Origin of the sequence: Cellulomonas sp. T2.31MG-18, from assembly GCF_964266755.1 — a bacterium.
GTDB lineage: Bacteria > Actinomycetota > Actinomycetes > Actinomycetales > Cellulomonadaceae > Cellulomonas.
The window spans coordinates 274,678-297,543 of the sequence record NZ_CAXWGW010000001.1 but is presented as its reverse complement, the minus strand read 5'-3'; the positions used below and the strand labels follow the sequence as shown (position 1 = coordinate 297,543).

Genomic DNA, 22,866 nt, shown 5'->3' with positions numbered 1-22,866 from the left:
CCCATCGCCGCTCATCGGCGCCTTGAGGTCACGTCCGCACGCAGGTGGGGCGGGGTCGCTTCCCCCTGCGGAGCGACCCCGCCTCACCTGCCAACCGGTTCAGCGCCGGGGCCTCACGGCACCGTCAGCCGCACCGGTGCAGCCTGTACCCGGGTGTCCGTCCCGTCCGGCAGCACCAGGTCGGTGTAGGCGTAGATCGTGTAGCTGCCCGACGGCCAGGTGGTGCCCCATGCCGTCGTGCACGTGTACGGACCGACACTGGTCTCCAGGTCCAGCGAGCCGCCGCTGGTCACCAGCGTGCGGGGCGTCCACGACGTGGTCGGGGCGCCGAGAGAACCGGCGACACTCGTGTCGGGGATGCCGAGGTTCCCGGCGTGCATCACCAGCCCGGCCGCGAGCGGCTGGCCCTTCCCGTCCGGGGCGTACGGGTCCGGAATCGGGTTGTCGTTGACCACGAAGTAGGACGGGTACCTGATCTCGACGTCGTTCACCGCCGCACCCGTGTTGGTCAGGTGCATCCGCACAACAAGGTTCCCGCCGTCGAGCGCGGCCGACGCCTGGCCGGTGACCGCTCCCGTGGACGCCGGCCACGTGTCCGACGAGATGTGGGGATCGAGGGCGCAGAAGGACTGGTCGCTGTGCGAGTCGAGCCGGACGGTGCCCGCAGGCAGGTAGGTCCGCGCCGGCGGCACCCCCACCTCCCCGCCGGCGGTCGACGTGGGAGTCGGACCGACCGTGCCGTAGGCGGGACCCCATGCGGAGCGGGTCTGCCCGTCCTTGACCACCTGGAGCTTGGTCCAGGCGACGTACTCCCCGGCCGGTGGCGGGCCGCCCGCCCCCTTCACGCCGGGGCACATGACGAAGGAGAGGCCGACCGGCAGCTGGACGCCGACGCCGCCCGGACCGAGGAGCGCCTCGGGGGTCGCCGTGAGCACCTGCGGGGAGAGACCCGCCATGGGCTGCGCCGCCACGCCGACCACTCGGGACGACTGACCGCTCCCGCTCGGTTGACCCGGGTCGACCAGCACGGCGGCCACGGGTCCGGCCGACACCTTGTCACCCACCGCACCGCCGAGCATCACCTGGTAGTGGGCGAGCAACGACCCACCGACGTCCGTCGACCACACCTCCGAGCCGAACGCCTGGAAGTCGCCGGACAACACGTCGGGCGCCGCCGTCCCGCACGGCTGCAGGTCGGGCCGGAAGGCGGCGGGGGCCGTCGCCGACGGCGAGCTGCTCGGCGTGGCGGTCGGGGTCGGGGACGCGGTCGGGGACGGCGTGGGCACCGGAGCCGTCGTCGTCACGACCGGGGCGGGCGGCGCGGGATGCTGCTCGAGCCGCCCGCCGAGGCCGACGCCGGCGACGGCCACCGCCGCGGCCGTGCCGATACCCGCCGCGCTGTACCCGGTCCGCACCAGCGCCCGCCGGCGGCGCGCCAGCGTCACCAGCGGAGCCGCGGACAGCTCGGGCGCCCCTCGGCGCGCGTCGTCGTGCATCGACCGCAAGGCGTCACGCAGGTCGGTGGTCATCATCGCCCCCCTACTCGTCCGGCCGCAGGCAGGACGTCGACGGTCTCGCCGGGAGGCGGGGCCAGCGGACCCAGCCGCGTCTCCAGCTTGTGCGTGGCGTTGGAGAGGTATCGCTTGACCGTGCCCTCGGCGAGGTTCAGCTCCCGGGCGACCTCGGCGACGGTGCGGTCCGCGAAGAACCGCAGGACGACGCACGCCCGCTCCTGACGGGACAGGACCGCGAGCGCGGCGCGCACGTCGAGGGCGGCGTCGTCCTCCTGCTCCCGCGTCTCCGGCTCCATCAGAAAGTGCTCGAGCCCGGCGTAGCGGCGTCGGCGCCGGTAGCCGTCGATGTACAGGATCGCGATGGTGCGCCGGGTGTACGCCTCGGCCGACGTGGCGTCGAACCCCGTGCGGAACCGCCCGAACACCTTGACGAACGCGTCCTGCACCAGGTCCTGGGCGGACGCGAGGTCGCCCGTGAACAGATAGGCGTAGGCGACGAGGTCACGGCCTCGGTCCCGCGCCAGACATGTCAACAGCTCGTCGCTGCCGGACATCGAACCCCCCTGCTCCAACTTCCTGCCGCGTCTACGAACGGCGCGGCGGTTTCGTTGTAGCGGAAGGCGAAGCCCAGGACGGAGAGGCGCGGGGAGAGGTCAGTCGGTGGTGGTGGTCCGGGCGCCCCGGCGGTTCGGCGGCTCGACGGGGCCGGCGTCGACGAACGTGCGCGCCAGCACGGCACCGGCGTCGTCGACCAGCCACACGTGCAGCCGCGCGGACGCCACCGGCCCCGGCGCGGGCACGCGGACCGTCGTCGGACCGCTGAGCACGAACGGTTCCACGTCGACCGGCGCGGACTCCGCCGCGGGCGGCACAGGGTCCGCACCGAACGCGGCCCCGGCCGACACCCACGCCGCACGGACGCGCCCGCGCACTGCCGCCCGCCCGTGGTGCGACACCCGCACGACGAGGTCCCACGGCTGCGTCGGCACCGGCACGTCCGCCCCGGCAGCCGCCGGGACGAGGTCCAGCACCAGCACGGTCGTCGCGTTCACGTCCGCCGGGTCCAGCCCACCACGGTCCTTCTCGCGGCGGTCGGCGTCCACCAGACCGGCCGCCTCGTGCTCGACGTCGGTCAGCTCGGTGTAGACGTAGCCCGCGTACCGGTCGTGGCGACGCAGCTCCTGCGTCTGCCAGCGCAGGTGCCAGGCGCGTTCCAGGTTGGTGAACCCGGCGCCGTACTCGCTGTTCAGCAGGGGGATGCCGGTGCGCGGGTGGTCCGCTGCGCCGTACAGCGACTTGTCCACGGTGAAGTCCGGGCCCAGCATCACCGGGAAGTCCTCGCGGCTGCCGTCCGCGAGCGCCGCCACGTTGGCGGCCCACGCCGCGGGGTCCACGTCGTAGTAGTGCCAGTCGACCAGGTCGGTGCGCACGTGCGACCAGCCGGAGTTCTCCACGATCGGCCGGGTGGCGTCCAGCAGCCGCATCACGTCGTAAGCATGGGCGGCGGCCTCGGCACGGTCGGGGCTGCCGGGGATGTCCCAGTCCAGGCCCCACTCCTCGTTGTACAGGCCCCAGACGACGATCGACGGGTGGCTGCCGTCGCGCTCCACCAGGTCCGGCAGCTGCGCCTCGAACGCACCGGCCGCTTCCAGCGAGTAGCGGCTCGGCGCCGGCGGCTCCGACCACACCAGCATCCCCAGGCGGTCGGCGTGGTGCAGCCACCGCGGTTCCTCGAGCTTGATGTGCTTGCGCACCAGGTTGTAGCCGTACCGGCGCGCGAGCTCCAGGTCGCGGACCAGCGCGTCGTCGTCGGGCGCCGTCAGGCCCGTGCGCGGCCAGTAGCCCTGGTCCAGGACGCCACGGACGTAGAGGCGCTCATCGTTCAGCGTGAGGTGGTCGCCCTCGACGGCGATGCGGCGCAGGCCGGTGGTGGCGACGACGCGGTCGGCGGCGGCGCCCGCGCCGGTGGTCAGCTCGACGCGGTACAGGTGCGGGTCGTCGGGCGACCACAGGTGCGGGTCGGTCAGCTCGAGGCGGCCGGCGAAGCGGCCGGTGGCGTCGGGCTCGAGCACGACGGCGGCGGCCGACGAGCGGTCCGCGCCCGACGAGCCGTCGGAGCCGGCCGTCCCCGCCGCCTCGTCGAGCACCCGCACGTGGACCGGCGCCGTCGGCGCGTCGCCCACCACGGTGCCCACCACGTCGATGCCGGTCAGGGAGTCGCCGCGCAGCGCCAGCTCGGCCACGTACGACCGGCCGCGCGCCTCGAGCCACACGCTCTGCCAGATGCCGGACGTCGGCGTGAAGGACACGCCGTCGTAGTCGTCGCGCGGGACCGACCGCTGCTTGCCGTGCGGGATCGACCGCTTGTCCGCGGGTGCCTCGACCTCCACCGTCACCACCACCGACGCCCCGGGCGCCGCCACCGTGGTCACGTCGAGCTCGAACGACGTGTACCCGCCGACGTGCACGCCGACCTCGACGTCGTCCACCAGCACGCGCGCCCGGTGGTGCACCGCGCCGAAGCACAGCAGCACGCGCGACCCGTGCCACTCGGCCGGCACGGTGACCGACCGGCGGTAGGTGCCGCGCTCCAACCAGGTGCGCTGCACGCCGGACGCCTCGGTCTCCCAGGCGAACGGCACGGTGACGGTCGTCGTGCCGTACTCGGACTCGAAGTCCCAGGAGCCGTTCAGCGTGAGCCACGCGGCGGAGCGGTCGCGGTCCGGGCGGGGGTACTCGGGCTTGGGGACGACGACGCCGGTGGGCGCTGCCGTCGAGGCGCTCGGGGTGGTGGAGGCCGACGCCCCGGCCGGCGCGGCGGCCGCGCTCGGCTGGGTCGTCTCGGCGGTGACCGCGACCACGTCGGTCGCGCTCGGCGTCGCAGGGCTCATGGGGGCTGGACCTCTCACGGTCGGCAGTGGGACGAGGGGAAGGAGGTGGGAGGTCCGGTCAGCCCTTGACGCTTCCGGCGATGATCCCGTTGATGAAGTGCCGCTGGAGCAGGACGAACACCAGCAGCAGGGGGACGAGGGCCACCGAGCTGGCGGCGAGCAGCTCGCCGGTGACCGTCGCGTAGTCCGCGCCGATCCGGTTGCCGCTGATGTTCTGGGCGAGGGTGGACAGCACCACCTGGAGGGTCGCCATCCGCTGGGAGCTGGCGATCACCACCGGCCAGACGAAGTCGTTGTAGATGTTCATCACGGTCAGCACCGCCAGGCCGGCCAGGCTGGGCCGGATCACCGGCACGAGGATCCGGGCGAAGATGCCGAACTCCCCGCAGCCGTCGACGCGGGCGGCGTCCATCAGCTCGTCCGGGACCGCCGCGATCACCTGGCGCATCCAGAAGATGGCGAACGCGTCGACCGCCCCCGGGAGGATCAGCGCCTGGTACGTGTTGACCCAGCCGAGCTCCTTCATCTCCAGCAGCAACGGGATGATCAGCACGATCGTCGGCAGCATCAGCGTCACCAGCACCGTGCCGAACAGCGCGTCCCGCAGCGGGAAGCGGTACTTGGCGAACCCGTAGGCGGCCAGCGGCGCGAAGAACATCGTCATCGAGCCCTTCACCGCCAGCACGACCAGCGTGTTGACGAACCCGCGGCCGATCGGCACGTCGGAGAACATCGCGGTGAAGTTGGAGACGGTCAGCTGCGACGGGTCCAGGCTCAGCGGGTTGCTCACGATCTGCCCGGCGGGCTTGAACGCCGAGATGACGGCCCAGACGACGGGGGCGAGGAAGGCGAGGGTCAGCAGGCCGAGGAAGGCGTGCGACCCGACGGAGCCGAGGGCGCGGTGCCGGGGCCGGCGGCCGGACGTCGCGGTGGCGGGCGCGGGGCCCGGACGGGGGGGTGCGGTCAGCGTGGTCACGTCAGTCCTCCGACCGGAGCAGGCGCACGAAGATCAGGGACAGGGCCATCACGACGATGACCAGCAGGAACGAGTTCGCCGCACCGGTGCCTAAATCGGACCGCGTGATCGCGTTGTAGAGGTGCAGCCCTGCCGTCGTCGTGGAGCTGTAGGGCCCGCCCTTGGTGACGACGTAGGGCTCGGCGAACATCTGGAACACCGCCAGCGTCTGCATCACCAGGGCGAACATCAGGGTCCGGCGCATCAGCGGCACGGTGATCGACCACAGCTGCCGCGCGCGGTGGGCGCCGTCCAGCGCCGCCGCCTCGTACACCGACCCGTCGATCGACTGCAGCCCGGACAGCAGGATGATCACGATGAACCCGGTGGTCTTCCACAGGAACAGCAGCGCCAGCGTCGGCTTGGCCCACGTGCTGGTGACCAGCCACCCGACGGCCGGCAGGCCGAGCAGCTTGAGCACGCCGTTGACGGCGCCGTAGTCCTTGTCGAACACCACCACCCAGATCTGCGCGATGGCGACCAGCGGGGTGACGAACGGGACCAGGAAGGCCACCCGGTAGAAGCCCCGCATCCGGGTCCGGGCGTTGTCCAGCAGCACCGCCGCCAGCAGGCCGACCACCAGCTGCACCGGCACGATCAGCAGCCACAGCACCGCCGAGTTGCCCAGCGACTGCCAGAAGGAGGGGCTGGTCAGCAGGTACGTGTAGTTGCCCCAGCCCACCCACTGCGGGGCGCGGGCGCCGTGCCAGTTGGTGAAGCTCAGCCGCAGCGTGAACAGCATCGGGTAGACGCTGAACGCGACGAACAGGGCGAGGAACGGCAGCACGAAGACGTAGGGCGCCAGCCGGCGCCGCAGCCGGGACCGGTGCGATCCGCGCCGGGGCTCGGGACGGCTCGTCCGGGGGACGTCCGTGACGACGGAGCCGAGGGTCATCGAAGGGGTCCTCTCGGACGAGCAGGGTCTCGGTCGGGGCCGGCCCGGCGGTCAGCAGGAGGGCTGCCGACCGCCGGGCGTGCGGCCTACTGCCGGTCGACCAGGTTCTTCTGGATGTCCGCCGTGGACTGGTCGATCACCTGCTGGGGCGTCATCGACCCGTCGAGCATCTTCTGCACGTTGCTGCCCAGGTAGTCCACGGCACCGGCCCACCACTTGGGGATCGGCGTGCCGCCGGGGATCTGGTCGCCCGCCTCGATCGCCGTCTTCCACAGGTCCTGGTTGCCCAGTGCCGGGGAGGGCTTGAACAGCGGCTTGGCCGGGTCGGCCGCGGGCTTGTAGGCCGGGATCGACGTGTCGAGGCCGTTGGGGTACACGCTGTTGGGCCCGTAGACGGCGGTGTAGCCGGCCGGGTCGAACATGAGGAACTGGTAGAAGAGCCACGCGAGCTGGGAGTTCTTCCCGGCCTTCGGCAGGACGAACGACGAACCGCCCATCGCACCGGACCGCGCACCGCCGGCGTTCCACGCCGGCAGCGGCATGGCCCGCCAGTCACCCTTGGTCGTCTTCAGCTGCTGCTCCGGGGCGAAGTCGAACCAGATCGACCAGGGGTAGAACACCTCCTTGGCCGAGTCGAGGGCGCCGACGTCGCTCTGGCTGAGGTACTCCGCCCGGGTGCCGAGCCCCTGCTTCTGCACCGAGTCGAGCCAGCCGAGGATCTGCTTGTACGCCGGGGAGTCCAGCCGCAGCTTCCCGTCGGCGTCGGCCAGGCTGGTGCCCTGCTGGCTGGCGTACATCTCCAGCTGCAGCTGGCCCAGGAAGCCGGTCTGCTCGAGGTGGATCGGCTTGGCGTCCGGCACGGCCGCCTTGTACTGCTTGGCCGCGGCGACCAGGTCGTCGTACGTCTGGATCTTGGTGGCGTCGACGCCGGCCTTCTGCAGCGCGGTGTCGTTGTAGAACAGCAGGCCCGGGTCCAGGTCGAACGGGACTCCGTAGACGCCGCCCTTGACGGTGCTGACGTCCACCTTCTGCTTGGCGATGTCCTTCACGTACGGCTTGAGGACGCCGCTGAGGTCCCAGAGGTAGTCGGAGTACCCCGCCACCAGCGCGTCGTCGAGGAACACGCCGTCCGGCACGTCGCTGCCCGTGATCAGGGTGTTCTGCAGCTTGGCGTTGATGTCGACGGCCTGGTGGTTGACCTTGATGTTCGGGTACTCCTTGTTGAAGGCCGCGATCGCCGCGTCGAACACGTTGTAGAGGTCGCCGGAGCGGTCCCAGATGGTGATCGAGCCGGAGGGGTTCGCGTCGCTCGGCGCCTGGAGCTGGTCCGGGTTGGACGACGAGCTCGCGGTGCCGGTGGCGCCGGAGCCGCCGGCGGTGACCGCCGGGCCGCACGCGGCGAGCGCGATCGCGACGGCAGTGGCGGTGAGTACGGCTGGGACGGTGCGGCGTGCGCCACGAGCCCGGCCCTCGACGTCGCGCGGCAGACGAGGTCGCCGCGGCAGTGCCTGGTGCATGAACACTCCCTTGTGGACATGGGGACGGCCGATCGTCGCGCCGTTTGCCAACGTGCGCAAACCTAGCTCGCCTTTGCACACGTTGGCAAGTAGGCTGGGACCGCGATTCCGGCGCTGCTGCGAGGCGGTTCCCGCCAGGGTGTACGGGACGCGTCCGACCAGGTGCTTGAGCACGAGCAGGGGAGTTCGATGGCCGCCACCCTCCGCGACGTCGCCCGGACGGCGAACGTCTCGATGCGCACGGTGTCCAACGTGGTGAGCGGGTACGAGCACGTCAGCGAGGCGATGCGCCAGCGCGTGCTCGCCGCGATGGAGGAGCTCGACTACCGCGCCAACCCCGTGGCGCGCACCCTGCGGACAGGGCGCACCGGGGTGCTGGCCCTCGTGGTGCCCGAGATCGACGTGCCGTACTTCTCCGAGCTCGCGCGCGAGGTGATCAACGCGGCGGCCGCCGTCGGCTACCGCGTGATGATCGACCAGACCGGCGACGACCACGAGCGTGAGCGCCGGCTGCTCACCGGCGCCGATCGGACCATGCTGTTCGACGGCATCCTGTTCAGCCCTCTCGTCACCGCCACCGAGCTGCTGGAGATGCGCGCCGGGCGGTCCATCCCCCTCGTCCTGCTCGGCGAGCACGACTTCGACGGCCGGTACGACCACGTGGCCATCGACAACGAGCGTGCGGCCTACGACGCCACGGCGCACCTGGTGGCCCTCGGTCGTCGGCGCATCGCGGCGATCGGAGCGCAGCCGCAGGAGGCCTACGCGACCCCCCGCAAGCGGACCGCCGGCTACCAGGACGCGCTGCGCGACGCCGGCCTCGAGCCGGACCCCGACCTGCTGCGCCCCGCCCCCCGGTACAGCCGGGCCGACGGCTACTCCGCCGCCCAGGCCCTGCTCGCCGCACCCGACCGGCCGGACGCGATCTTCTGCTACTCCGACCTGATGGCGATGGGCGCGATGCGGGCGGTGTTCGACGCCGGCCTCTCGGTCCCGGACGACGTGGCGATCATCGGCATCGACGACATCGAGGAGGGCCGGTACTCGCGGCCCACGCTGAGCACCGTGTCGCTGGACATCCCGTTCATCGCGCGCGCCGCCGTCGAGCGGCTCGCCGTTCGGATCGACGAGCCCGACGCCCCCGCGGAGGAGGCGCTGGCGCCGCATGTCCTGCTGCCGCGGGAGAGCACCGGCACAGGTCGATCACCGGGAATCTAGTGACGTGACATCATGTTGTGATGAGCATGGACTTCTTCGACGTGCTGGTCCGCTACGAGACCACCCTGTGGAACCACCTGGACGCCCGGCTCGCCGCTGCCGGCTCGGTGCGACTGGGCACCTTGTCGGCGCTCCGGGTGCTCCGCCGGCACCCCGGTGCGGCGCGCGTGCAGGAGCTGCGCACCGAGCTCGGCATCACCGTGGGGGCGGCGAGCAAGCTCGTCGACCGCCTGGAGCGTGACGGCCTCGCCACGCGCTCGGCCCATCCCGACGACCGCCGCTCGTCCTTGATCACCCTCACGGCCGTGGGCCAGGCGGCGCTCGACGAGGCAGCCGCGATCGTCGACCGAGCGCTGCAGGAGCACCTGGGCGACGAACCGGCCGCAGCTGCGGTCACGACGATCCTCGAGCACCTGCTCACCACGCTGGAGCCGGTCCCGGCGGCGATCCGATGAGCGCCACGATGCGCGCCGTCGTCGTCGACCAGCCCGGCGGTCCCGAGGTGCTCCAGGTGCGTGACGTCCCACGGCCGCACGCGGAACCCGGTCAGGTGCTGATCCGGGTGCACGCCTTCGGCCTCAACCGCTCCGAGCTGCACTTCCGCAGCGGCCGGGCGTGGTCGGGCACCTTCCCCCGGATCCCCGGGATCGAGGCGGCCGGTGTGGTCGAGGACGCCCCGGGTGGAGAGCTGGCCGTCGGCACCCAGGTGATGGCGATGATGGGCGGGATGGGCCGCACCTTCGACGGCGGCTACGCCGAGCACGTCGTCGTCCCGGTCTCCCAGGTGGTCCCGTTCAGCAGCGACCTGCCGTGGGAGGTGCTCGGCGCCGTCCCGGAGATGCTCCAGACGGCGTACGGGTCGCTGGCTGTCGGCGTCCGACCCTCGGCCGGGGACACCCTGCTGGTCCGCGGCGGCACGTCGTCCGTCGGCCTCGCGCTGGCCGTCCTCGGCCGGCTGCAGGGCCTCACCGTCCTGTCCACCACCCGCTCGCCGGCGCGGCGCCCTCTGCTCGAGCAGGCGGGCGCCCACCAGGCGCTGGTGGACGACGGCCACGTCGCCGACCAGGTGCGCGACCTGGTTCCCGACGGCGTCGACGGAGCCGTCGAGCTGGTCGGTTCGGACGTGCTGCGCGACACGCTTCGCGCCGTCCGGCCGGGCGGCACGGTCTGCTTCACCGGCATGCTCTCCGACCGCTGGACGATTCCGGAGTTCTACCCGATGGACTGGCTGCCGAACGGTGTCCGCCTCACCGCCTACTCCGGCCACGCCGCCGATCTGCCGCCCGCCGTGCTGCAGGACTTCCTCGACGCGGTCGCCGCGGGCCGGGCCCGGGTGCCGGTGGGGAAGGTGTACGCGCTGGACGAGATCGTCGAGACCCACCTCGACATGGAGGCGGGAGCGGTCGGGGGCAAGGGCGTGGTGCTGCTGTCGGCCGGCTGACCCGGCATCACGTGCACGGCCCGTGCACCGTCCACGAGAAGTCGAACGACGCGCTCGCGCCGGGCCCGAGCTCGTGGAGCGGTGACAGGATCTCCAGCTCCACCAGCCGCGCCGACGGGTGCAGCCCCTCCAACCCGCCGATCGGCTCGGCCGTCGGGTACTGCATCCACAGCTCCACCTGGCAGCCGCCGTCGGGGTACCCGGCGCCCGCGTCCACGGGGAACATGAGGTCGATCCCCGCGCCGTCGGGGCGGCGGTAGCGGACGGACCCCGTGGCATCGGTGAACCCGACCTTCGCCACCACGTCGCTCACCTGGACGGCGCGGAAGCCGTCCACCACGGGCCCGACGCCGATCGAGCCGTCGGCCTCCACCATGGAGATCGGCGCCGCGGTGCCGGACGAGCCCACCTCGACCGACCCCCCGGCCTGGTGCGCGAACGCCTCCGTGTCCACCTGGCACACCTCCCAGACGGACCAGCGGACGGGTCGGTCGGAGACGTTGGTGAACGTGTTGCGCTGCTCGACCGTGGAGCCCGAGCGGGGGATGACCAGCCGGCGTTCGACCCGCAGGCCGGTGCGCGCGTCGTCCGGGCTGGTCAGCCGGACCACGAGCCCGTCGAGGTCGTCCGACCACTCGTCGGCGACCGCCCAGCGACCGGAGTCCAGCACGCCGTCGGGCGGCCCCGGCCACTCGTCCGGCGACCCCCAGCCCTGCGGAGCGGGCCACGTCTTCGAGCCGCCCACGTTCGCCCACGACCCCATCGCCTCGGTCAGCGGCGCCCAGGTGGACCGCGGCCGCACCGTCCGCAGCTCGTCGTCCAGGTACTCCGGGTTGCGCCACAGCAGCTCGGCACCACCGCAGCGCAGCGAGATCAGCCGACCGCCGACCCCGGGCAGGAAGGCGAGCTCCAGCTCGTCGTTCGCCGCACGGAGCACCTCGAGCCGGTCGTCGTCGCCTGCGGTCCGCGTCAGCGCGGGTCGGCCGTTCACAGCGACGGCACCAGGACGACCTTGCCCGCGGCACCTGCCGCCGCGAGCGCGTAGGCCTCGTCCGCCGTCCCGAAACCGCAGGCGATCAGGGCGCCGTCCACGTGGTCCAGGTCCGAGAAGAGGGGCACGCACGTACTCTCCTCGACCAGCACGTAGTCCGCGTGACCGCCGTCGCACTCCCAGCCCGGCACCGGATACTCGCGGACCTCCGCGGTCGAGTTGCCGGGAAGGAAGACGCCCCGCATCGACGTCGGCATGGGCGATCACTGACCTCTCGTCGTACTTCAGTCGGTGGTGCCGGCCGGCGAGCGCACGCCGGCCGGACAGCGTGACGTTGATCAGGACGGCGAGCACGATGATGGCGCCCGTCACGACCGTCTGCAGGACGAGTTCACGCCGAGCAGCACCAGGCCGTTGCCGATCAGCGTGATGAAGGTGACGCCCAGGAAGTGGCCGAACATGCTGCCGCGTCCGCCGGCGATCGCCGTGCCGCCGACAAGGGCTGACGTCGACTCGGTCGCAGACATGGCACAACCCCGCCGAGAAGGGCTCGGCGAGGTTGCGCGTCGGTGGGTGCAGGCCTCAGCTGTGGTAGATGGGCCAGCACGTGATGATGAAGCTGATGTCCTTGTCCCCGCTGTAGACGCCGCCGTAGATGCCGGGCCACACCTGGGTGACCTCGGTGCCCGCCTTGACCACGATGAACGCGGCACCCGCGGGCACACTGGCGGTGGTGGTGCCGTCCGTCAGCTCCACCTTGGTGCAGGTGTAGAGGCCGTTCTGCTCCCAGTACGACTCATGGTTGAGCGCGGGGTCGACGCCGGCGAAGGCGGGAGTGGCGACACCAGCGATCGCGATTGCGAGGCCGATGGTCGCGGCGGAACGCCTGAAGGTGCGCATGTCGACTCCTTCGTGACGACGGGCCGCCCGGACCCCGGTGTCCCAATTGTCCGGCCTGTCCTTCTCCGCACCCTAGGTCCGGCCGTCGCCCACCCGCTACGCCCCGCCCGGGACTTCACCCCGCGCCTCGGACGCAGACGGAGACGCGCGCTTCACCGCTTCGGGACGGCGCGCGTGGCGGCGCGCTGAGCGCGCGGCCGTCGGGCGGCGCCGTCAGCCGCGGTGGCTGAGCCCGAGGAAGGTGAAGATGGGGGCCGCCACCAGCAGCACCAGCGGAGCGAACACCGCCCACGCGGGACGCTCCAGGTCCGGCCGGCCGGGTGCCTGGACCACCGGCACCACCTGGCCCGGCTGGTACTGGCCGTGCGGCACCTTCTGGTTCACCGGCACACCACGCGGCATCGCCGCGGTGGCCACGACCACGGTGTCCGTCGGAGCCTCGGTGACCGACCGCCGCTGCCAGACTCCCGTGGGCCGCACGTCCACCACCATGGCGGTGCCTCGCAGGCCGCGGGTGAACACGCGGTACCGCCGGTAGAAGACGGCGAACGTGCCGACCAGCACACCGCAGAACACCACCACGACCACCAGGACCAGGGCGGTGCCCGCCTGGCCGGCGAGCGGGCTGGGCGGCACGGTCAGCCCTCGAAGCGCAGCGTGCGCAGGATGGCGAACCCGGCGGAGGTGTCGAGCTGCCCGTGGGCGGCCTCCGCCGACACGCCGACGGTCTTGGTGCCCTTGGCGTCCCGCACGGTGACCAGGATCGTGTCGCGCTTGGAGCCGTCGTCCTGGGTGAGGGTGGCGCCGATCGCCGTGGCGTAGGGCATGCCCTTCCAGGTCGCCGGTGAGAGGGAGACGTCGGACCAGCCCGGGGTGGCGGCGATCTGCGCCTCGGCAGTCTGGGACGACGCATCGACCGCGGTGTCGTTCGCCCCGTGCACCGGCGTCACCGTCACCGTCGCGACGGCGCGCTTCTGCGCCGGGTCGTGCACCACCAGCTGCTTGATGCCGTTGTCCAGCGTGCTGGTCGAGCTGGTGTCGCCCGTGGGGACGTCCACCGTCACCCCGAGGACGGTGACCGGCGTGGTGCCCTGCGGGGTCGCCAGGCTGGTGATGGTCACAGTCCGTCCCGTCGGCCGGACGCCGAACGCCGGCGAGCCGCCGGAGCTCGGGGCCTTGGCCGTCCCGGAACAGCCCGCCAGGGCTCCGACCAGCACCACGACGACCGCCGCCGTCCGGCTCAACGTCCGCATGCCGTCCAGCCCTTCCACCCGTGGTCTCCGAGGTAGTGCGCCGAGGTCGACGTCGTGCTGGAGGTGTCCGCATCGGGGGCCTCCCGTCGGCACCGGCACCCAGTGCACGCCTCCGGCGGCGTGGTGTCGACGACGGTGCTGCGACCCGGCCGGATGACGCGCCCCGTCCGCGGGGGCGCACAGGTGCTCGAGGCGCCGCTGGGAAGCTTCACTCGATGGGGGCTGCGGGTCGGCTCACATATAGAGACGGTCAACGTTCCACCCGGAGGCGGCCGCGCGTGAGCACCTACGTCCTCGTACCGGGCGCCGGCGGCAGCAGCTGGTACTGGAGCTACGTCGCGCGGATCCTCATCGACGCGGGGCACGAGGTGGTCGCCGTCGACCTCCCGGGTCCGGACGAGGCGGCCGGCCTGCCGGAGTACGTCGACCTCGTCTGCGCGGCGATCGGTGGGCGGCGGGACGTCGTGCTGGTCGCCCACTCGCTGGGCGGCTTCACCGCGCCGCTGGTCGCGCGGCGCGTGCCGGTGCGTGCGGTCGTCCTGGTGAACGCGATGATCCCGGCGCCCGGCGAGACGGCCGGCGACTGGTGGGACGTCACGGGTTGGGGGGAGGCGCGGACCCTAGCCGCCGTCCGCGGCGGCTATCCCGTCGAGTTCGACCTGGCGACCTACTTCCTGCACGACGTCGACCCGCGGGTCGCCGCTGCCGGCGAGCCGTATCAACGCCCGGAGGGCGACGCCGTCTTCCGGGCTGTCTGCGACTTCGGGTCCTGGCCCGACGTCCCTCTGCGGGTGCTCACCGGCGCGGACGACCGCTTCTTCCCGGCCGAGTTCCAGCGCCGGATCGCCCGCGAACGCCTCGGCGTGGACCCGGACCTGCTGCCCGGAGGGCACCTGATCGCGCTCTCGCAGCCGCGCGCCGTCGCCGACTACCTGCTGGGCGTGTGAGCTCGCAGACCAGGTGCACCCCTCTGGCCACTTCCGGCAGCAGGCGGCGCCGGTGCAGGGTGCTCCTGTGACCGTGCTCATCCTGCTGCGCAACGGACAGAGCCACGCGGACGCGCGGCAGGCCTATGCGGGACTGCTGGATCCCGAGCTGACGCCGACGGGGGTCGCCGAGGCGCAGACGGTGGCCGACCTGCTCGCGAGCAGGGGAGTGCACCTGGACGTCGTCATGACGTCCCCGCAGGCGCGAGCCGTGCAGACGGCGGACGCGGTGCTGGCGCGGCTCGACCAGGCCGAGCTCCCGCGGGTGACCTCCTGGCGGCTGGCGGCCCGTGACCTCGGCTGCCTGACGGGGGTGGCGAAGCCGCGCGCGATCAGCCTGTTCGGCGCCGAGTCGATGACCGAGTGGCGGTTCTCCCCCGGCGGCAAGCCGCCGGCGGCCAGCCCTGAGCGGATCCGAGCACTGCCGTGGCGGCCGACGGCCGACTTCCTGCAGAGCCTGCCCTTCGGCGAAGGGGAGTCGCTGCGTGAGGTGGAGGAGCGGCTGCGACCGTTCTGGGAGGGCGCGTTGCGCACGGAGCTCGCCGCGGGACGGGCCGTGCTGGTCGTCGCGCACACCGACTCGCTCCGAGCGCTGCGCCGCGTGATCGAGAGCTGCGGCCCCGACGAGGTCGACACCCTGCGCGTCGTGCCCGGGCAGCCGTTGGCCTACCGCACGGACGCGTCGGGAAGCGTTGTCCCACCGGCGCTCTACCTCGAGAACCACGCCTCCCTGTGAGCCGAGCTGCGGCTGCACCTGGGGGGCCGGCATCACGTGGCGGGGGCATCGTGAGCGCTCTGCCCAGACGACGAAAGAGCCGGAGACCATCGGGTCTCCGGCTCTTTCTCTGTCTGTGCGCGAGGCGGGATTTGAACCCGCACGCCCTTTCGGACACTGGCACCTGAAGCCAGCGCGTCTGCCGTTCCGCCACTCGCGCGCGCCGGAGAACATTAGCACGGTGCCGGAGGCCTTTGACGCCAGCGTCATGACCCCCGGATGCGCCCTGCGACCCCCCGCCGCGGGTGCTGACGAGCGCTCCGCACGGCCCCGCGTCGCACCCGTAGCGGTCCCTTCAGGACCGGCACCAACGGCCCACACCAGCGCGCCGAGCAGCACCGACGCCGCGGCCCGGTGCCCACGCGGATACGATCGAGCCGGGTCGTCGCGCACCCACGCTCGCGCACACCCCCTCGCCTGGCCCCTCCGCCGGCGACGACCGGTGAAGGAGGTGGCGTGATGGGCATCCTCGACAAGTTCGAGAACGGGGTGGAGCGCGCGGTCAACAACGCCTTCACCCGCTTCGCCCGGAGCGAGGTCAAGCCGGTCGAGCTGGTCAGTGCGCTGCGCCGGGAGGTGGACGACCGGGCGGCGGTGGTGGACCGCGACCGGACCGTCGTGCCCAACGACTTCGTCATCGAGCTGTCGACGTCGGACTACGACCAGGTCGAGGCGTGGGGCGCCGAGACGCTGGCCGACGAGTTCGCGGCGAACGTCACGGACCACGCGGCGAGCCAGCGGTACGCCTTCGTCGGACCGGTGACCGTGTCCTTCGCCGAGGACCCGGACCTGGAGACGGGCCGGTTCACGGTGAAGAGCTCGACGGTGCGCGGTGCGGTCGCACCCGCCACCACGGCTGCTCCGAGCCCCCGGCACCCGCTGCTGGACATCGACGGTCAGCGGTACCTGCTGACCGGACCGGTGACGGTGATCGGCCGCGGCTCGGAGGCGGACATCATCGTCGACGACCCCGGCGTCTCCCGTCGGCACCTGGAGATCCGCGTCACGCCGGACGGTGTGATCGCCACGGACCTGGGCTCCACCAACGGGCTGTTCGTCGAGGGCCACCAGGTCCCCGCCGCCACCCTGCTCGACGGCAACACGCTCACCATCGGCCGCACCCGGATCCTGTTCTGGACCGGTGGCGAGCCGGAAGCGGACGGGTGACACCCGCGCATGAGCGAGGTCACGGTCACTCTGCTGCGCTGGGGATACCTGGCGCTGCTGTGGGTCCTGGTGCTGTCCGCCATCTCGGTGCTCCGCCGGGACCTGTACGGCACCCGGATCGTCGACCGCCGACGCGCCGCGCAGGCGGCGCGCAACCGTTCCGCGCAGCCGGTCCCGGCGTCGACCATCCCTGAACCGCCGGGCGCCGCGGCACCCGAACCGGCCGCTCCCGCTCGGCAGCCGCGCCGCTCCCGCTCCACCGGCGGCCCCACCCGCCTGGTGGTGACCGAAGGGGCGCTGCGCGGCACGATCCTGCCGCTGGGCTCGTCGTCCGTCCTGGTCGGCCGCTCGCCCAGCTGCACCCTGGTGCTGGACGACGACTACTCGTCCTCCCGCCACGCCCGCCTGTTCCAGCAGGGCGACCAGTGGTTCGTCGAGGACCTCGGCTCCACCAACGGCACGTTCGTCGGCGAGCGTCGCGTCGAGTCGCCGACCCCGGTCCCCACCGGCACGCCGGTGCGGGTGGGCCGCAGCGTCCTCGAGCTGCAGAGGTAACCGGGTGAGCATCGGCCTGCGGTACGCGGCCCGGTCCGACGTGGGGCTGGTCCGCGCCAACAACCAGGACTCGGCCTACGCCGGTCCGCACCTGCTGATGGTGGCGGACGGCATGGGTGGGCACGCCGGCGGGGACGTCGCGTCGTCGGTGGCGGTGGCGGCGTTCGCGCCGCTGGACGACGAGGCGCACGGCCCGGACGACGCGCTCGCCGAGCTGGAGCAGGCGATGGAGAGCGCGCGCGAGGAGATCATCGCCCGCTCCGAGGCCGAGCCGGACCTGACGGGCATGGGCACGACGGTGACGGCGATCCTGCGCACCGGCAACAAGCTGGCGATGGCCCACATCGGCGACTCGCGCGGCTACCTGCTGCGCGACGGCGAGCTGACGCAGGTCACCACCGACCACACGTTCGTCCAGCACCTGGTGGACACCGGCAAGATCACGCCGGAGGAGGCCGTGCACCACCCGCAGCGGTCGGTGGTGATGCGGGTGCTCGGCGACTTCGACACCGACGTCACCCCGGACCTGTCCGTGCGGGAGGCGCGCCGCGGCGACCGGTGGCTGCTGTGCTCCGACGGGCTGTCCGGGTTCGTCAGCGCGGACACGCTCGCCGAGACGCTGCGCGACATCGCGGACGTGGACGCCTGCGCCGACCGCCTGGTGCAGCTGGCGCTGCGCGCCGGCGGCGGCGACAACATCACGGTGATCGTCGCGGACGTCGTCGAGCTCGACGACCTGCGGGACGGCACCGCCCCCGGCACCGCGACCACGGTGGTCGGCGCCGCCGCCAGCTCCCGCAACCGGCCCACCTCGGCGGCGGACGGTCCCGCGGCACGTGCGGCGAACCTGACCAAGCGGGCCGCTCGCGCCGTCGGGCTGGGTGGCGCGGCGCACGAGGCGGAGGACGACGACAACCACGCCGCGGTGGACGACGAGGAGGCGGCCGACGAGCGCGCCGCCGAGTCGGGCCCGACACGGCGAAGCCTGCTGGTGGTGTGGTCGGCGGCGCTCGGCCTGGTGCTGGTGCTGCTCGGTGCCGGCTACGCGTGGAGCCAGACGCAGTACTTCGTCGGCGACGACGGCGGCCGGGTCGGGGTGTTCCGCGGCGTGCCGTCGTCTGTCGGACCGCTGCAGCTCTCGTCGGTGGTGGAGCACAGCGACGTGCAGGTCAGCACGCTGCCGGACTACCTGCAGCAGCGGGTGCGGGCCACCATCCGGGCGACCTCGCTCTCCTCGGCGCGTGACCAGGTGTCGGCCCTCGCCCAGGCGGTGCCGACCCCCGAGCCGTCCGCCGGCCCGACGCCGACGGCATCGGCCACGCCGAGCCCGGACGCGACGTTCACCGCGTCCCCGCTCCCGGCCCCGGTCCCCACCGTCGTCGGCCCGTGATGGCGACCGTCCAGCCCCTGCGGGTCCGCTCCGGCCGTGGCGTCGAGCTCGGCCTGCTCGTGCTCGCCCTGGTGCTCGGGGTGGCCGCGTACGCCCTGGTCGGCCTGGGGGTGAAGGACAAGGTCCCGTCGAACGTGCTCTGGTACGGCGTCGGCATGGCCGTGATGGCCGTCGGCATGCACCTGGTGCTGCGGTGGCGCGCTCCGTACGCCGACCCGGTGATCCTGCCGATCGTGGTCGCGCTCAACGGCATCGGCCTGGCGATGATCTACCGGCTGGACCTCGCCGCCGAGTCCAAGGGCCACCCCACCGACTTCGCCGGCAAGCAGCTGGTGTGGACCGCGATCTCGGTGGTGCTGGCCGCCGTCGTGCTGATCTGGCTGCGGGACCACCGCACCCTGCGCCGGTACACGTACACCGCGGGCGTCGCCGCGCTGGTGCTGATGGCCTCGCCGATGCTGCCGGTGATCGGCAAGGACGTGAACGGGGCCCGGATCTGGGTCCGGGTGGGCGGTGTCGGCCTCCAGCCCGCGGAGCTGGCCAAGATCGCGCTGGCGATCTTCTTCGCCGGCTACCTCGTCACCAACCGGGACACGCTCACGCTCGCCGGGCCGAAGGTGCTCGGGCTGCAGCTGCCGCGCGTCCGCGACCTGGGCCCGATCCTGGTCGTCTGGGGCGTCTCGCTGGCGATCCTGGTGCTGCAGAGCGACCTCGGCACGTCCCTGCTGTTCTTCGGGCTGTTCGTGGCCGTGCTCTACCTCGCCACCGAGCGGATCTCCTGGGTGGCGATCGGCCTGGTGCTGTTCGCCGGCGGCGCCGCCGCGGCGGTCGCGGCGATCCCGCACGTCGCCGTGCGCTTCTCGGCGTGGTCCGACGCGCTGTCCAACGCCGAGTTCAACCGGCCGTTCGGCGGCTCCGGGCAGCTGGTCCGCGGCCTGTTCGGCATGGCCAGCGGCGGGCTGTTCGGCACCGGCTGGGGCCAGGGCCGGCCCGACCTGGTGCCGTTCGCCGAATCCGACTTCATCGTGCCGTCGCTCGGTGAGGAGCTGGGGCTGACGGGCCTGCTGGCGATCCTCGTCCTCTACGCGGTGCTGACCGAGCGCGGGCTGCGCACGGCGATCGGCGTGCGGGACGGGTTCGGCAAGCTGCTGGCCGGCGGCCTGGCGTTCGTGATGGCGTTCCAGGTGTTCGTCGTCGTCGGCGGTGTGACGCGCCTGATCCCGCTGACCGGCCTGACCACGCCGTTCCTGGCGTACGGCGGCTCGTCGCTGCTGGCCAACTGGGTGATCGTCGCGCTGCTGCTGCGGGTGTCCGACGACGCCCGGCGCCCGGCACCCGCGATGCGAGCGGTCGCCACGCCCTCCGGCGGCACGCCCGCGGTCGGCAACCCGGCGGTCGGCAACCCGGCCGTCGGCGGCCCGGTGGTCCGGCGTCCCGCGCCGCGCGGTGCCGAGCCGGACGAGAACCCGACGGAGCGGATCGGGGGCCTGCCGTGAACACCCCGCTGCGCCGCCTCGCGACCATGATGCTGGTGATGTTCGTCGCCCTGATGGGCAGCGCCACCTGGGTGCAGTTCGTCCAGGCGAGCAAGCTGAACAACGACCCGCGCAACGTCCGCACCCTGTACCGGGAGTTCGGCAACCCGCGCGGGCCCATCGTCGCGGGCGGCACGGCGATCGCCTCGAGCACCAAGGTGAACGACGCCTTCGGCTACCAGCGGCAGTACGCCAACGGGGAGCTGTACTCCGCCGTGACCGGTTACTACTCGGTGGCCAACGGCCGCTCCCAGCTCGAGCTGGCGGCGAACTCCCAGCTGACCGGGCGCAGCGACCAGCTGTTCTTCACTCGCATCCGGGACCTGCTCACGGGCAAGGCGACCGAGGGTGCGGCGGTGGAGACGACGATCCTGCCGGCCGCCCAGCAGGCGGCGCGCACCGCCCTGGGCAACCAGCGCGGAGCCGTCGTCGCCATCGAGCCGTCCACCGGCAAGATCCTCGCGATGGTGTCCACCCCCGGGTTCGACCCCAACGCCCTGGCGGTGCACGACACCGCCGCCGCCAACGCCGCCTTCCAGCAGCTGAACAAGGCGGACGGCAACCCGCTGCTGAACAAGGCGATCAGCGACCGGTTCGCCCCCGGCTCCACGTTCAAGCTGGTCACCGCGGCGGCGGCGCTGGCGAGCGGGAAGTACACCCCGCAGACGCAGGTGCCGGCCCCGCTGCAGCTGACTCTGCCGAACACCACGGCCACCCTCAGCAACTTCGGTGGCGAGAGCTGCGGCGGCGCGACCGTCAGCCTCGCGGACGCCCTGCGGGTCTCCTGCAACACCGCGTTCGCGCAGGTGGGCCTGGACCTCGGCGCCGCGGCGATCAAGGCGCAGGCGGACAAGTTCGGCTTCGACGACCCGTCCTTGACCATCCCGATGTCGGTGGTGCAGTCGGTCGTGCCGGCCGGGCTGGACGCCCCCGAGACGGCGCAGTCGGCCATCGGCCAGCGGGACGTGCAGGCCACGCCGCTGCAGATGGCGATGGTCGCCGCGGCGATCGCCAACGGGGGCGTGCTGATGCGGCCCTACCTGATCCAGACGGTGCGCGCCGCGGACCTGACGGTGGTCAGCCAGGCGCAGCCCAGCACCTACTCGCAGGCGCTGTCGTCGGGTGACGCCGCGACGCTGCGCGACATGATGCTCGGCGTCGTCAACAACGGCACCGGCACCGCGGCGCAGATCCCGGGCATGCAGGTGGCGGGCAAGACGGGCACGGCGGAGACGGCCGCCGGTCAGGCGCCCCACGCGTGGTTCACCGCGTTCGCGCCGGCCGACGCGCCGAAGGTGGCCGTCGCGGTGCTCGTCGAGCACGGCGGCAGCCTCGGCAACGACGCCACCGGCGGTGCCGTGGCGGCGCCGATCGCCAAGGCCGTGATCAAGGCGGTGACGGGCAGGTGAGGACGGCACCGGGGGTCGCGCTCGGCGGCCGGTACAGGCTCGCCCGCCGCATCGCGGTGGGCGGCATGGGCGAGGTGTGGGAGGCGCAGGACGAGGCCCTCGGCCGGCCCGTCGCGGTGAAGGTGCTGCGTGAGGAGTTCGCCGGCGACCGCGGCTTCCTCGAGCGGTTCCGCACCGAGGCCCGGAACTCCGCCGCCCTGTCGCACGGCAACATCGCGGCCCTGTACGACTACGGCGAGCAGGACGGCTCGGCGTACCTGGTGCAGGAGCTCGTCGTCGGCGAACCCCTCTCCGACCTGCTGGAACGCGAGCCGGTGCTCGAGCCGCGCCGGCTGCTGCCGATCCTCGCGCAGACGGCCCGCGCGCTGCACGCCGCGCACGAGGCCGGGGTGGTGCACCGCGACGTGAAGCCGGGCAACATCCTGATCGGCCGCGGCAACCGGGTGAAGATCACCGACTTCGGCGTCTCGCTGGCGCAGGACCAGCCGACGATGACCGCGACCGGCATGGTGATGGGGACCGCCCAGTACCTGTCCCCGGAGCAGGCCGTCGGCCGGCCGGCCACGCGTCTGTCGGACCTGTACTCCCTGGGCGTGGTGGCCTACGAGGCGCTGGCCGGCAAGCGGCCGTTCACCGGACCGACCGCGGTCGACATCGCGGTCGCCCACGTCAACGACCCCGTCCCGCCGCTGCCGTCGTCGGTCGACCACGCGCTCGCCGACCTGGTGCTCCGGCTGCTGTCGAAGGACCCGGCCAAGCGACCGCAGTCCGGCGAGCAGCTGGCCGTCACCCTCGACCGGCTGCTGCCGCACACGCCGGTGTCCGGCGTCCCGATGGTGGTCACCGCACCGGAGCCGCCGGTCCGGGTGCCGACGGGCACTGCGACGGGCACTGCGACAGGCACAGCCGCCGGGACCACGACGGGCGCGCCGGCAGGGGCCGCGGCGCGCGCGGGCACGTCGGCCACCGGAACGTCGGACGCTCGCACCGCGACCCCCGCCGCCCGCTCCGCCGACGCCGTCCCTCCGTCCTTCCCGCCGCGCCACCGCGTGCGGCCGACGGAGGCCACGGCCGGCCGGCACACCGCCCGCCGCACGGCTCCGGCCCCCACCGGCACCCGCTCCACCCGCTCGGGACCGGCGCCGTCCACCCCGGGCTGGGTGACCGAGGTGACCACCCGGGGACCGGCCCGGTGGCGCTGGATCGTGGTGATCGCGGTGCTGATCGTGGTGGCACTGCTGGGGGCGGCCCTGGCCAGCAGCCTGACCAGGGCGGACGCGGTACCGGGCGGGACGGGCCCGGGCGTGGTGCTCGCAGCCACGCCGGACAACACCGGTCCGGCCGGCGTGGCGGATGGGATGATCGGGCAGGACGGCCGGTGGCACACCACCGCCGACGGACGACGCTGAAGGGC

Annotated in this window: 23 protein-coding genes and 1 tRNA gene; 11 read left to right on the top strand and 13 right to left on the bottom strand. The window is 72.9% G+C overall.

Annotated elements, in window-relative coordinates; translation table 11 throughout:
• Positions 1–113: 113 nt before the first annotated feature.
• The 6 genes from ACFQTY_RS01360 to ACFQTY_RS01335 form a co-directional block, all read right to left on the bottom strand.
• Positions 114–1,529 (bottom strand): hypothetical protein, encoded by a 1,416-nt coding sequence (locus tag ACFQTY_RS01360; protein WP_378096176.1) that lies wholly within the window; start codon positions 1,527–1,529, stop codon positions 114–116.
• Positions 1,529–2,068 carry a sigma-70 family RNA polymerase sigma factor gene (locus ACFQTY_RS01355; protein WP_378096173.1) on the bottom strand — a complete coding sequence of 180 codons (540 nt, stop codon included), beginning with the start codon at positions 2,066–2,068 and terminating at the stop codon, positions 1,529–1,531. Before ACFQTY_RS01355 ends, ACFQTY_RS01360 begins: the two co-directional genes overlap by 1 nt.
• 99 nt (positions 2,069–2,167) lie before the next feature.
• On the bottom strand, positions 2,168–4,405 hold the full coding sequence (locus tag ACFQTY_RS01350) for a glycoside hydrolase family 2 protein (RefSeq protein WP_378096171.1): 2,238 nt from the start codon (positions 4,403–4,405) through the stop codon (positions 2,168–2,170).
• Positions 4,406–4,463: 58 nt separating this feature from the next.
• Positions 4,464–5,381 carry a carbohydrate ABC transporter permease gene (locus tag ACFQTY_RS01345; RefSeq protein WP_378096168.1) on the bottom strand — a complete coding sequence of 306 codons (918 nt, stop codon included), beginning with the start codon at positions 5,379–5,381 and terminating at the stop codon, positions 4,464–4,466.
• Position 5,382: 1 nt separating this feature from the next.
• Positions 5,383–6,315 (bottom strand): carbohydrate ABC transporter permease, encoded by a 933-nt coding sequence (locus tag ACFQTY_RS01340; protein WP_378096165.1) that lies wholly within the window; start codon positions 6,313–6,315, stop codon positions 5,383–5,385.
• Between the two features lie 86 nt (positions 6,316–6,401).
• A complete protein-coding gene (locus ACFQTY_RS01335) occupies positions 6,402–7,832 on the bottom strand; it encodes an ABC transporter substrate-binding protein (RefSeq protein WP_378096161.1) in 1,431 nt (476 codons plus the stop codon).
• Positions 7,833–8,021: 189 nt separating this feature from the next.
• Between ACFQTY_RS01335 and ACFQTY_RS01330 the strand changes: the two genes are divergently transcribed.
• From ACFQTY_RS01330 to ACFQTY_RS01320, 3 genes are read left to right on the top strand one after another with little or no spacing between them, the layout of a single operon-like run.
• Positions 8,022–9,050: a LacI family DNA-binding transcriptional regulator gene (locus ACFQTY_RS01330; RefSeq protein ID WP_378096158.1), complete on the top strand. Its 1,029-nt coding sequence runs from the start codon at positions 8,022–8,024 to the stop codon at positions 9,048–9,050.
• 20 nt (positions 9,051–9,070) lie between these two features.
• Positions 9,071–9,505: a MarR family winged helix-turn-helix transcriptional regulator gene (locus ACFQTY_RS01325; RefSeq protein WP_378096155.1), complete on the top strand. Its 435-nt coding sequence runs from the start codon at positions 9,071–9,073 to the stop codon at positions 9,503–9,505.
• A complete protein-coding gene (locus tag ACFQTY_RS01320; RefSeq protein WP_378096152.1) occupies positions 9,502–10,491 on the top strand; it encodes an alcohol dehydrogenase catalytic domain-containing protein in 990 nt (329 codons plus the stop codon). Before ACFQTY_RS01325 ends, ACFQTY_RS01320 begins: the two co-directional genes overlap by 4 nt.
• A gap of 7 nt (positions 10,492–10,498) precedes the next feature.
• On the opposite strand, the gene ACFQTY_RS01315 is transcribed toward ACFQTY_RS01320, so the two are convergent.
• From ACFQTY_RS01315 to ACFQTY_RS01290, 6 genes are all read right to left on the bottom strand, one after another.
• On the bottom strand, positions 10,499–11,482 hold the full coding sequence (locus ACFQTY_RS01315) for a hypothetical protein (RefSeq protein ID WP_378096149.1): 984 nt from the start codon (positions 11,480–11,482) through the stop codon (positions 10,499–10,501).
• Positions 11,479–11,739: a hypothetical protein gene (locus ACFQTY_RS01310; RefSeq protein WP_378096146.1), complete on the bottom strand. Its 261-nt coding sequence runs from the start codon at positions 11,737–11,739 to the stop codon at positions 11,479–11,481. Before ACFQTY_RS01310 ends, ACFQTY_RS01315 begins: the two co-directional genes overlap by 4 nt.
• Positions 11,740–11,850: 111 nt before the next feature.
• Positions 11,851–12,009, bottom strand: coding sequence for a hypothetical protein (locus ACFQTY_RS01305; RefSeq protein ID WP_378096144.1), 159 nt, complete (start codon positions 12,007–12,009; stop codon positions 11,851–11,853).
• A gap of 55 nt (positions 12,010–12,064) precedes the next feature.
• The gene (locus tag ACFQTY_RS01300) at positions 12,065–12,382 is read right to left on the bottom strand and encodes a hypothetical protein (RefSeq protein WP_378096141.1); all 318 of its coding nucleotides are present in this window, start codon (positions 12,380–12,382) and stop codon (positions 12,065–12,067) included.
• A gap of 213 nt (positions 12,383–12,595) precedes the next feature.
• Positions 12,596–13,018: a hypothetical protein gene (locus ACFQTY_RS01295; protein ID WP_378096138.1), complete on the bottom strand. Its 423-nt coding sequence runs from the start codon at positions 13,016–13,018 to the stop codon at positions 12,596–12,598.
• A 2-nt stretch (positions 13,019–13,020) separates the two neighbouring features.
• Positions 13,021–13,653, bottom strand: coding sequence for a hypothetical protein (locus tag ACFQTY_RS01290; RefSeq protein WP_378096135.1), 633 nt, complete (start codon positions 13,651–13,653; stop codon positions 13,021–13,023).
• Between the two features lie 260 nt (positions 13,654–13,913).
• Between ACFQTY_RS01290 and ACFQTY_RS01285 the strand changes: the two genes are divergently transcribed.
• Positions 13,914–14,582, top strand: a complete 669-nt coding sequence (locus ACFQTY_RS01285) for an alpha/beta fold hydrolase (protein WP_378096132.1) — start codon at positions 13,914–13,916, stop codon at positions 14,580–14,582.
• A 67-nt stretch (positions 14,583–14,649) separates the two neighbouring features.
• A complete protein-coding gene (locus ACFQTY_RS01280; RefSeq protein WP_378096130.1) occupies positions 14,650–15,357 on the top strand; it encodes a 2,3-bisphosphoglycerate-dependent phosphoglycerate mutase in 708 nt (235 codons plus the stop codon).
• A gap of 116 nt (positions 15,358–15,473) precedes the next feature.
• Here ACFQTY_RS01280 and ACFQTY_RS01275 read toward each other — a convergent pair.
• A tRNA-Leu gene (locus tag ACFQTY_RS01275) sits at positions 15,474–15,556 on the bottom strand.
• A gap of 299 nt (positions 15,557–15,855) precedes the next feature.
• Between ACFQTY_RS01275 and ACFQTY_RS01270 the strand changes: the two genes are divergently transcribed.
• The 6 genes from ACFQTY_RS01270 to ACFQTY_RS01245 are packed head-to-tail and all read left to right on the top strand — an operon-like array spanning position 15,856 to position 22,861.
• Positions 15,856–16,563, top strand: a complete 708-nt coding sequence (locus ACFQTY_RS01270; protein WP_263731025.1) for a DUF3662 and FHA domain-containing protein — start codon at positions 15,856–15,858, stop codon at positions 16,561–16,563.
• Positions 16,564–16,572: 9 nt separating this feature from the next.
• The gene (locus ACFQTY_RS01265) at positions 16,573–17,118 is read left to right on the top strand and encodes an FHA domain-containing protein (RefSeq protein WP_378096127.1); all 546 of its coding nucleotides are present in this window, start codon (positions 16,573–16,575) and stop codon (positions 17,116–17,118) included.
• 4 nt (positions 17,119–17,122) lie between these two features.
• The gene (locus ACFQTY_RS01260; RefSeq protein WP_378096124.1) at positions 17,123–18,508 is read left to right on the top strand and encodes a Stp1/IreP family PP2C-type Ser/Thr phosphatase; all 1,386 of its coding nucleotides are present in this window, start codon (positions 17,123–17,125) and stop codon (positions 18,506–18,508) included.
• On the top strand, positions 18,508–20,004 hold the full coding sequence (locus ACFQTY_RS01255; RefSeq protein ID WP_378096121.1) for an FtsW/RodA/SpoVE family cell cycle protein: 1,497 nt from the start codon (positions 18,508–18,510) through the stop codon (positions 20,002–20,004). The genes ACFQTY_RS01260 and ACFQTY_RS01255 overlap by 1 nt, the downstream gene beginning before the upstream one ends.
• Positions 20,001–21,452 carry a peptidoglycan D,D-transpeptidase FtsI family protein gene (locus ACFQTY_RS01250; RefSeq protein WP_378096118.1) on the top strand — a complete coding sequence of 484 codons (1,452 nt, stop codon included), beginning with the start codon at positions 20,001–20,003 and terminating at the stop codon, positions 21,450–21,452. The genes ACFQTY_RS01255 and ACFQTY_RS01250 overlap by 4 nt, the downstream gene beginning before the upstream one ends.
• A complete protein-coding gene (locus tag ACFQTY_RS01245) occupies positions 21,449–22,861 on the top strand; it encodes a serine/threonine-protein kinase (RefSeq protein WP_378096115.1) in 1,413 nt (470 codons plus the stop codon). Before ACFQTY_RS01250 ends, ACFQTY_RS01245 begins: the two co-directional genes overlap by 4 nt.
• Positions 22,862–22,866: the final 5 nt, after the last annotated feature.

Coding starts and splice junctions, on each gene's coding strand:
- ACFQTY_RS01360 (WP_378096176.1), bottom strand. CDS start 1,529: ATGACCACCGACCTGCGTGACGCCTTGCGGTCGATGCACGACGACGCG.
- ACFQTY_RS01355 (WP_378096173.1), bottom strand. CDS start 2,068: ATGTCCGGCAGCGACGAGCTGTTGACATGTCTGGCGCGGGACCGAGGC.
- ACFQTY_RS01350 (WP_378096171.1), bottom strand. CDS start 4,405: ATGAGCCCTGCGACGCCGAGCGCGACCGACGTGGTCGCGGTCACCGCC.
- ACFQTY_RS01340 (WP_378096165.1), bottom strand. CDS start 6,315: ATGACCCTCGGCTCCGTCGTCACGGACGTCCCCCGGACGAGCCGTCCC.
- ACFQTY_RS01335 (WP_378096161.1), bottom strand. CDS start 7,832: ATGCACCAGGCACTGCCGCGGCGACCTCGTCTGCCGCGCGACGTCGAG.
- ACFQTY_RS01330 (WP_378096158.1), top strand. CDS start 8,022: ATGGCCGCCACCCTCCGCGACGTCGCCCGGACGGCGAACGTCTCGATG.
- ACFQTY_RS01325 (WP_378096155.1), top strand. CDS start 9,071: ATGAGCATGGACTTCTTCGACGTGCTGGTCCGCTACGAGACCACCCTG.
- ACFQTY_RS01320 (WP_378096152.1), top strand. CDS start 9,502: ATGAGCGCCACGATGCGCGCCGTCGTCGTCGACCAGCCCGGCGGTCCC.
- ACFQTY_RS01310 (WP_378096146.1), bottom strand. CDS start 11,739: ATGCCGACGTCGATGCGGGGCGTCTTCCTTCCCGGCAACTCGACCGCG.
- ACFQTY_RS01305 (WP_378096144.1), bottom strand. CDS start 12,009: ATGTCTGCGACCGAGTCGACGTCAGCCCTTGTCGGCGGCACGGCGATC.
- ACFQTY_RS01300 (WP_378096141.1), bottom strand. CDS start 12,382: ATGCGCACCTTCAGGCGTTCCGCCGCGACCATCGGCCTCGCAATCGCG.
- ACFQTY_RS01270 (WP_263731025.1), top strand. CDS start 15,856: ATGGGCATCCTCGACAAGTTCGAGAACGGGGTGGAGCGCGCGGTCAAC.
- ACFQTY_RS01265 (WP_378096127.1), top strand. CDS start 16,573: ATGAGCGAGGTCACGGTCACTCTGCTGCGCTGGGGATACCTGGCGCTG.
- ACFQTY_RS01255 (WP_378096121.1), top strand. CDS start 18,508: ATGGCGACCGTCCAGCCCCTGCGGGTCCGCTCCGGCCGTGGCGTCGAG.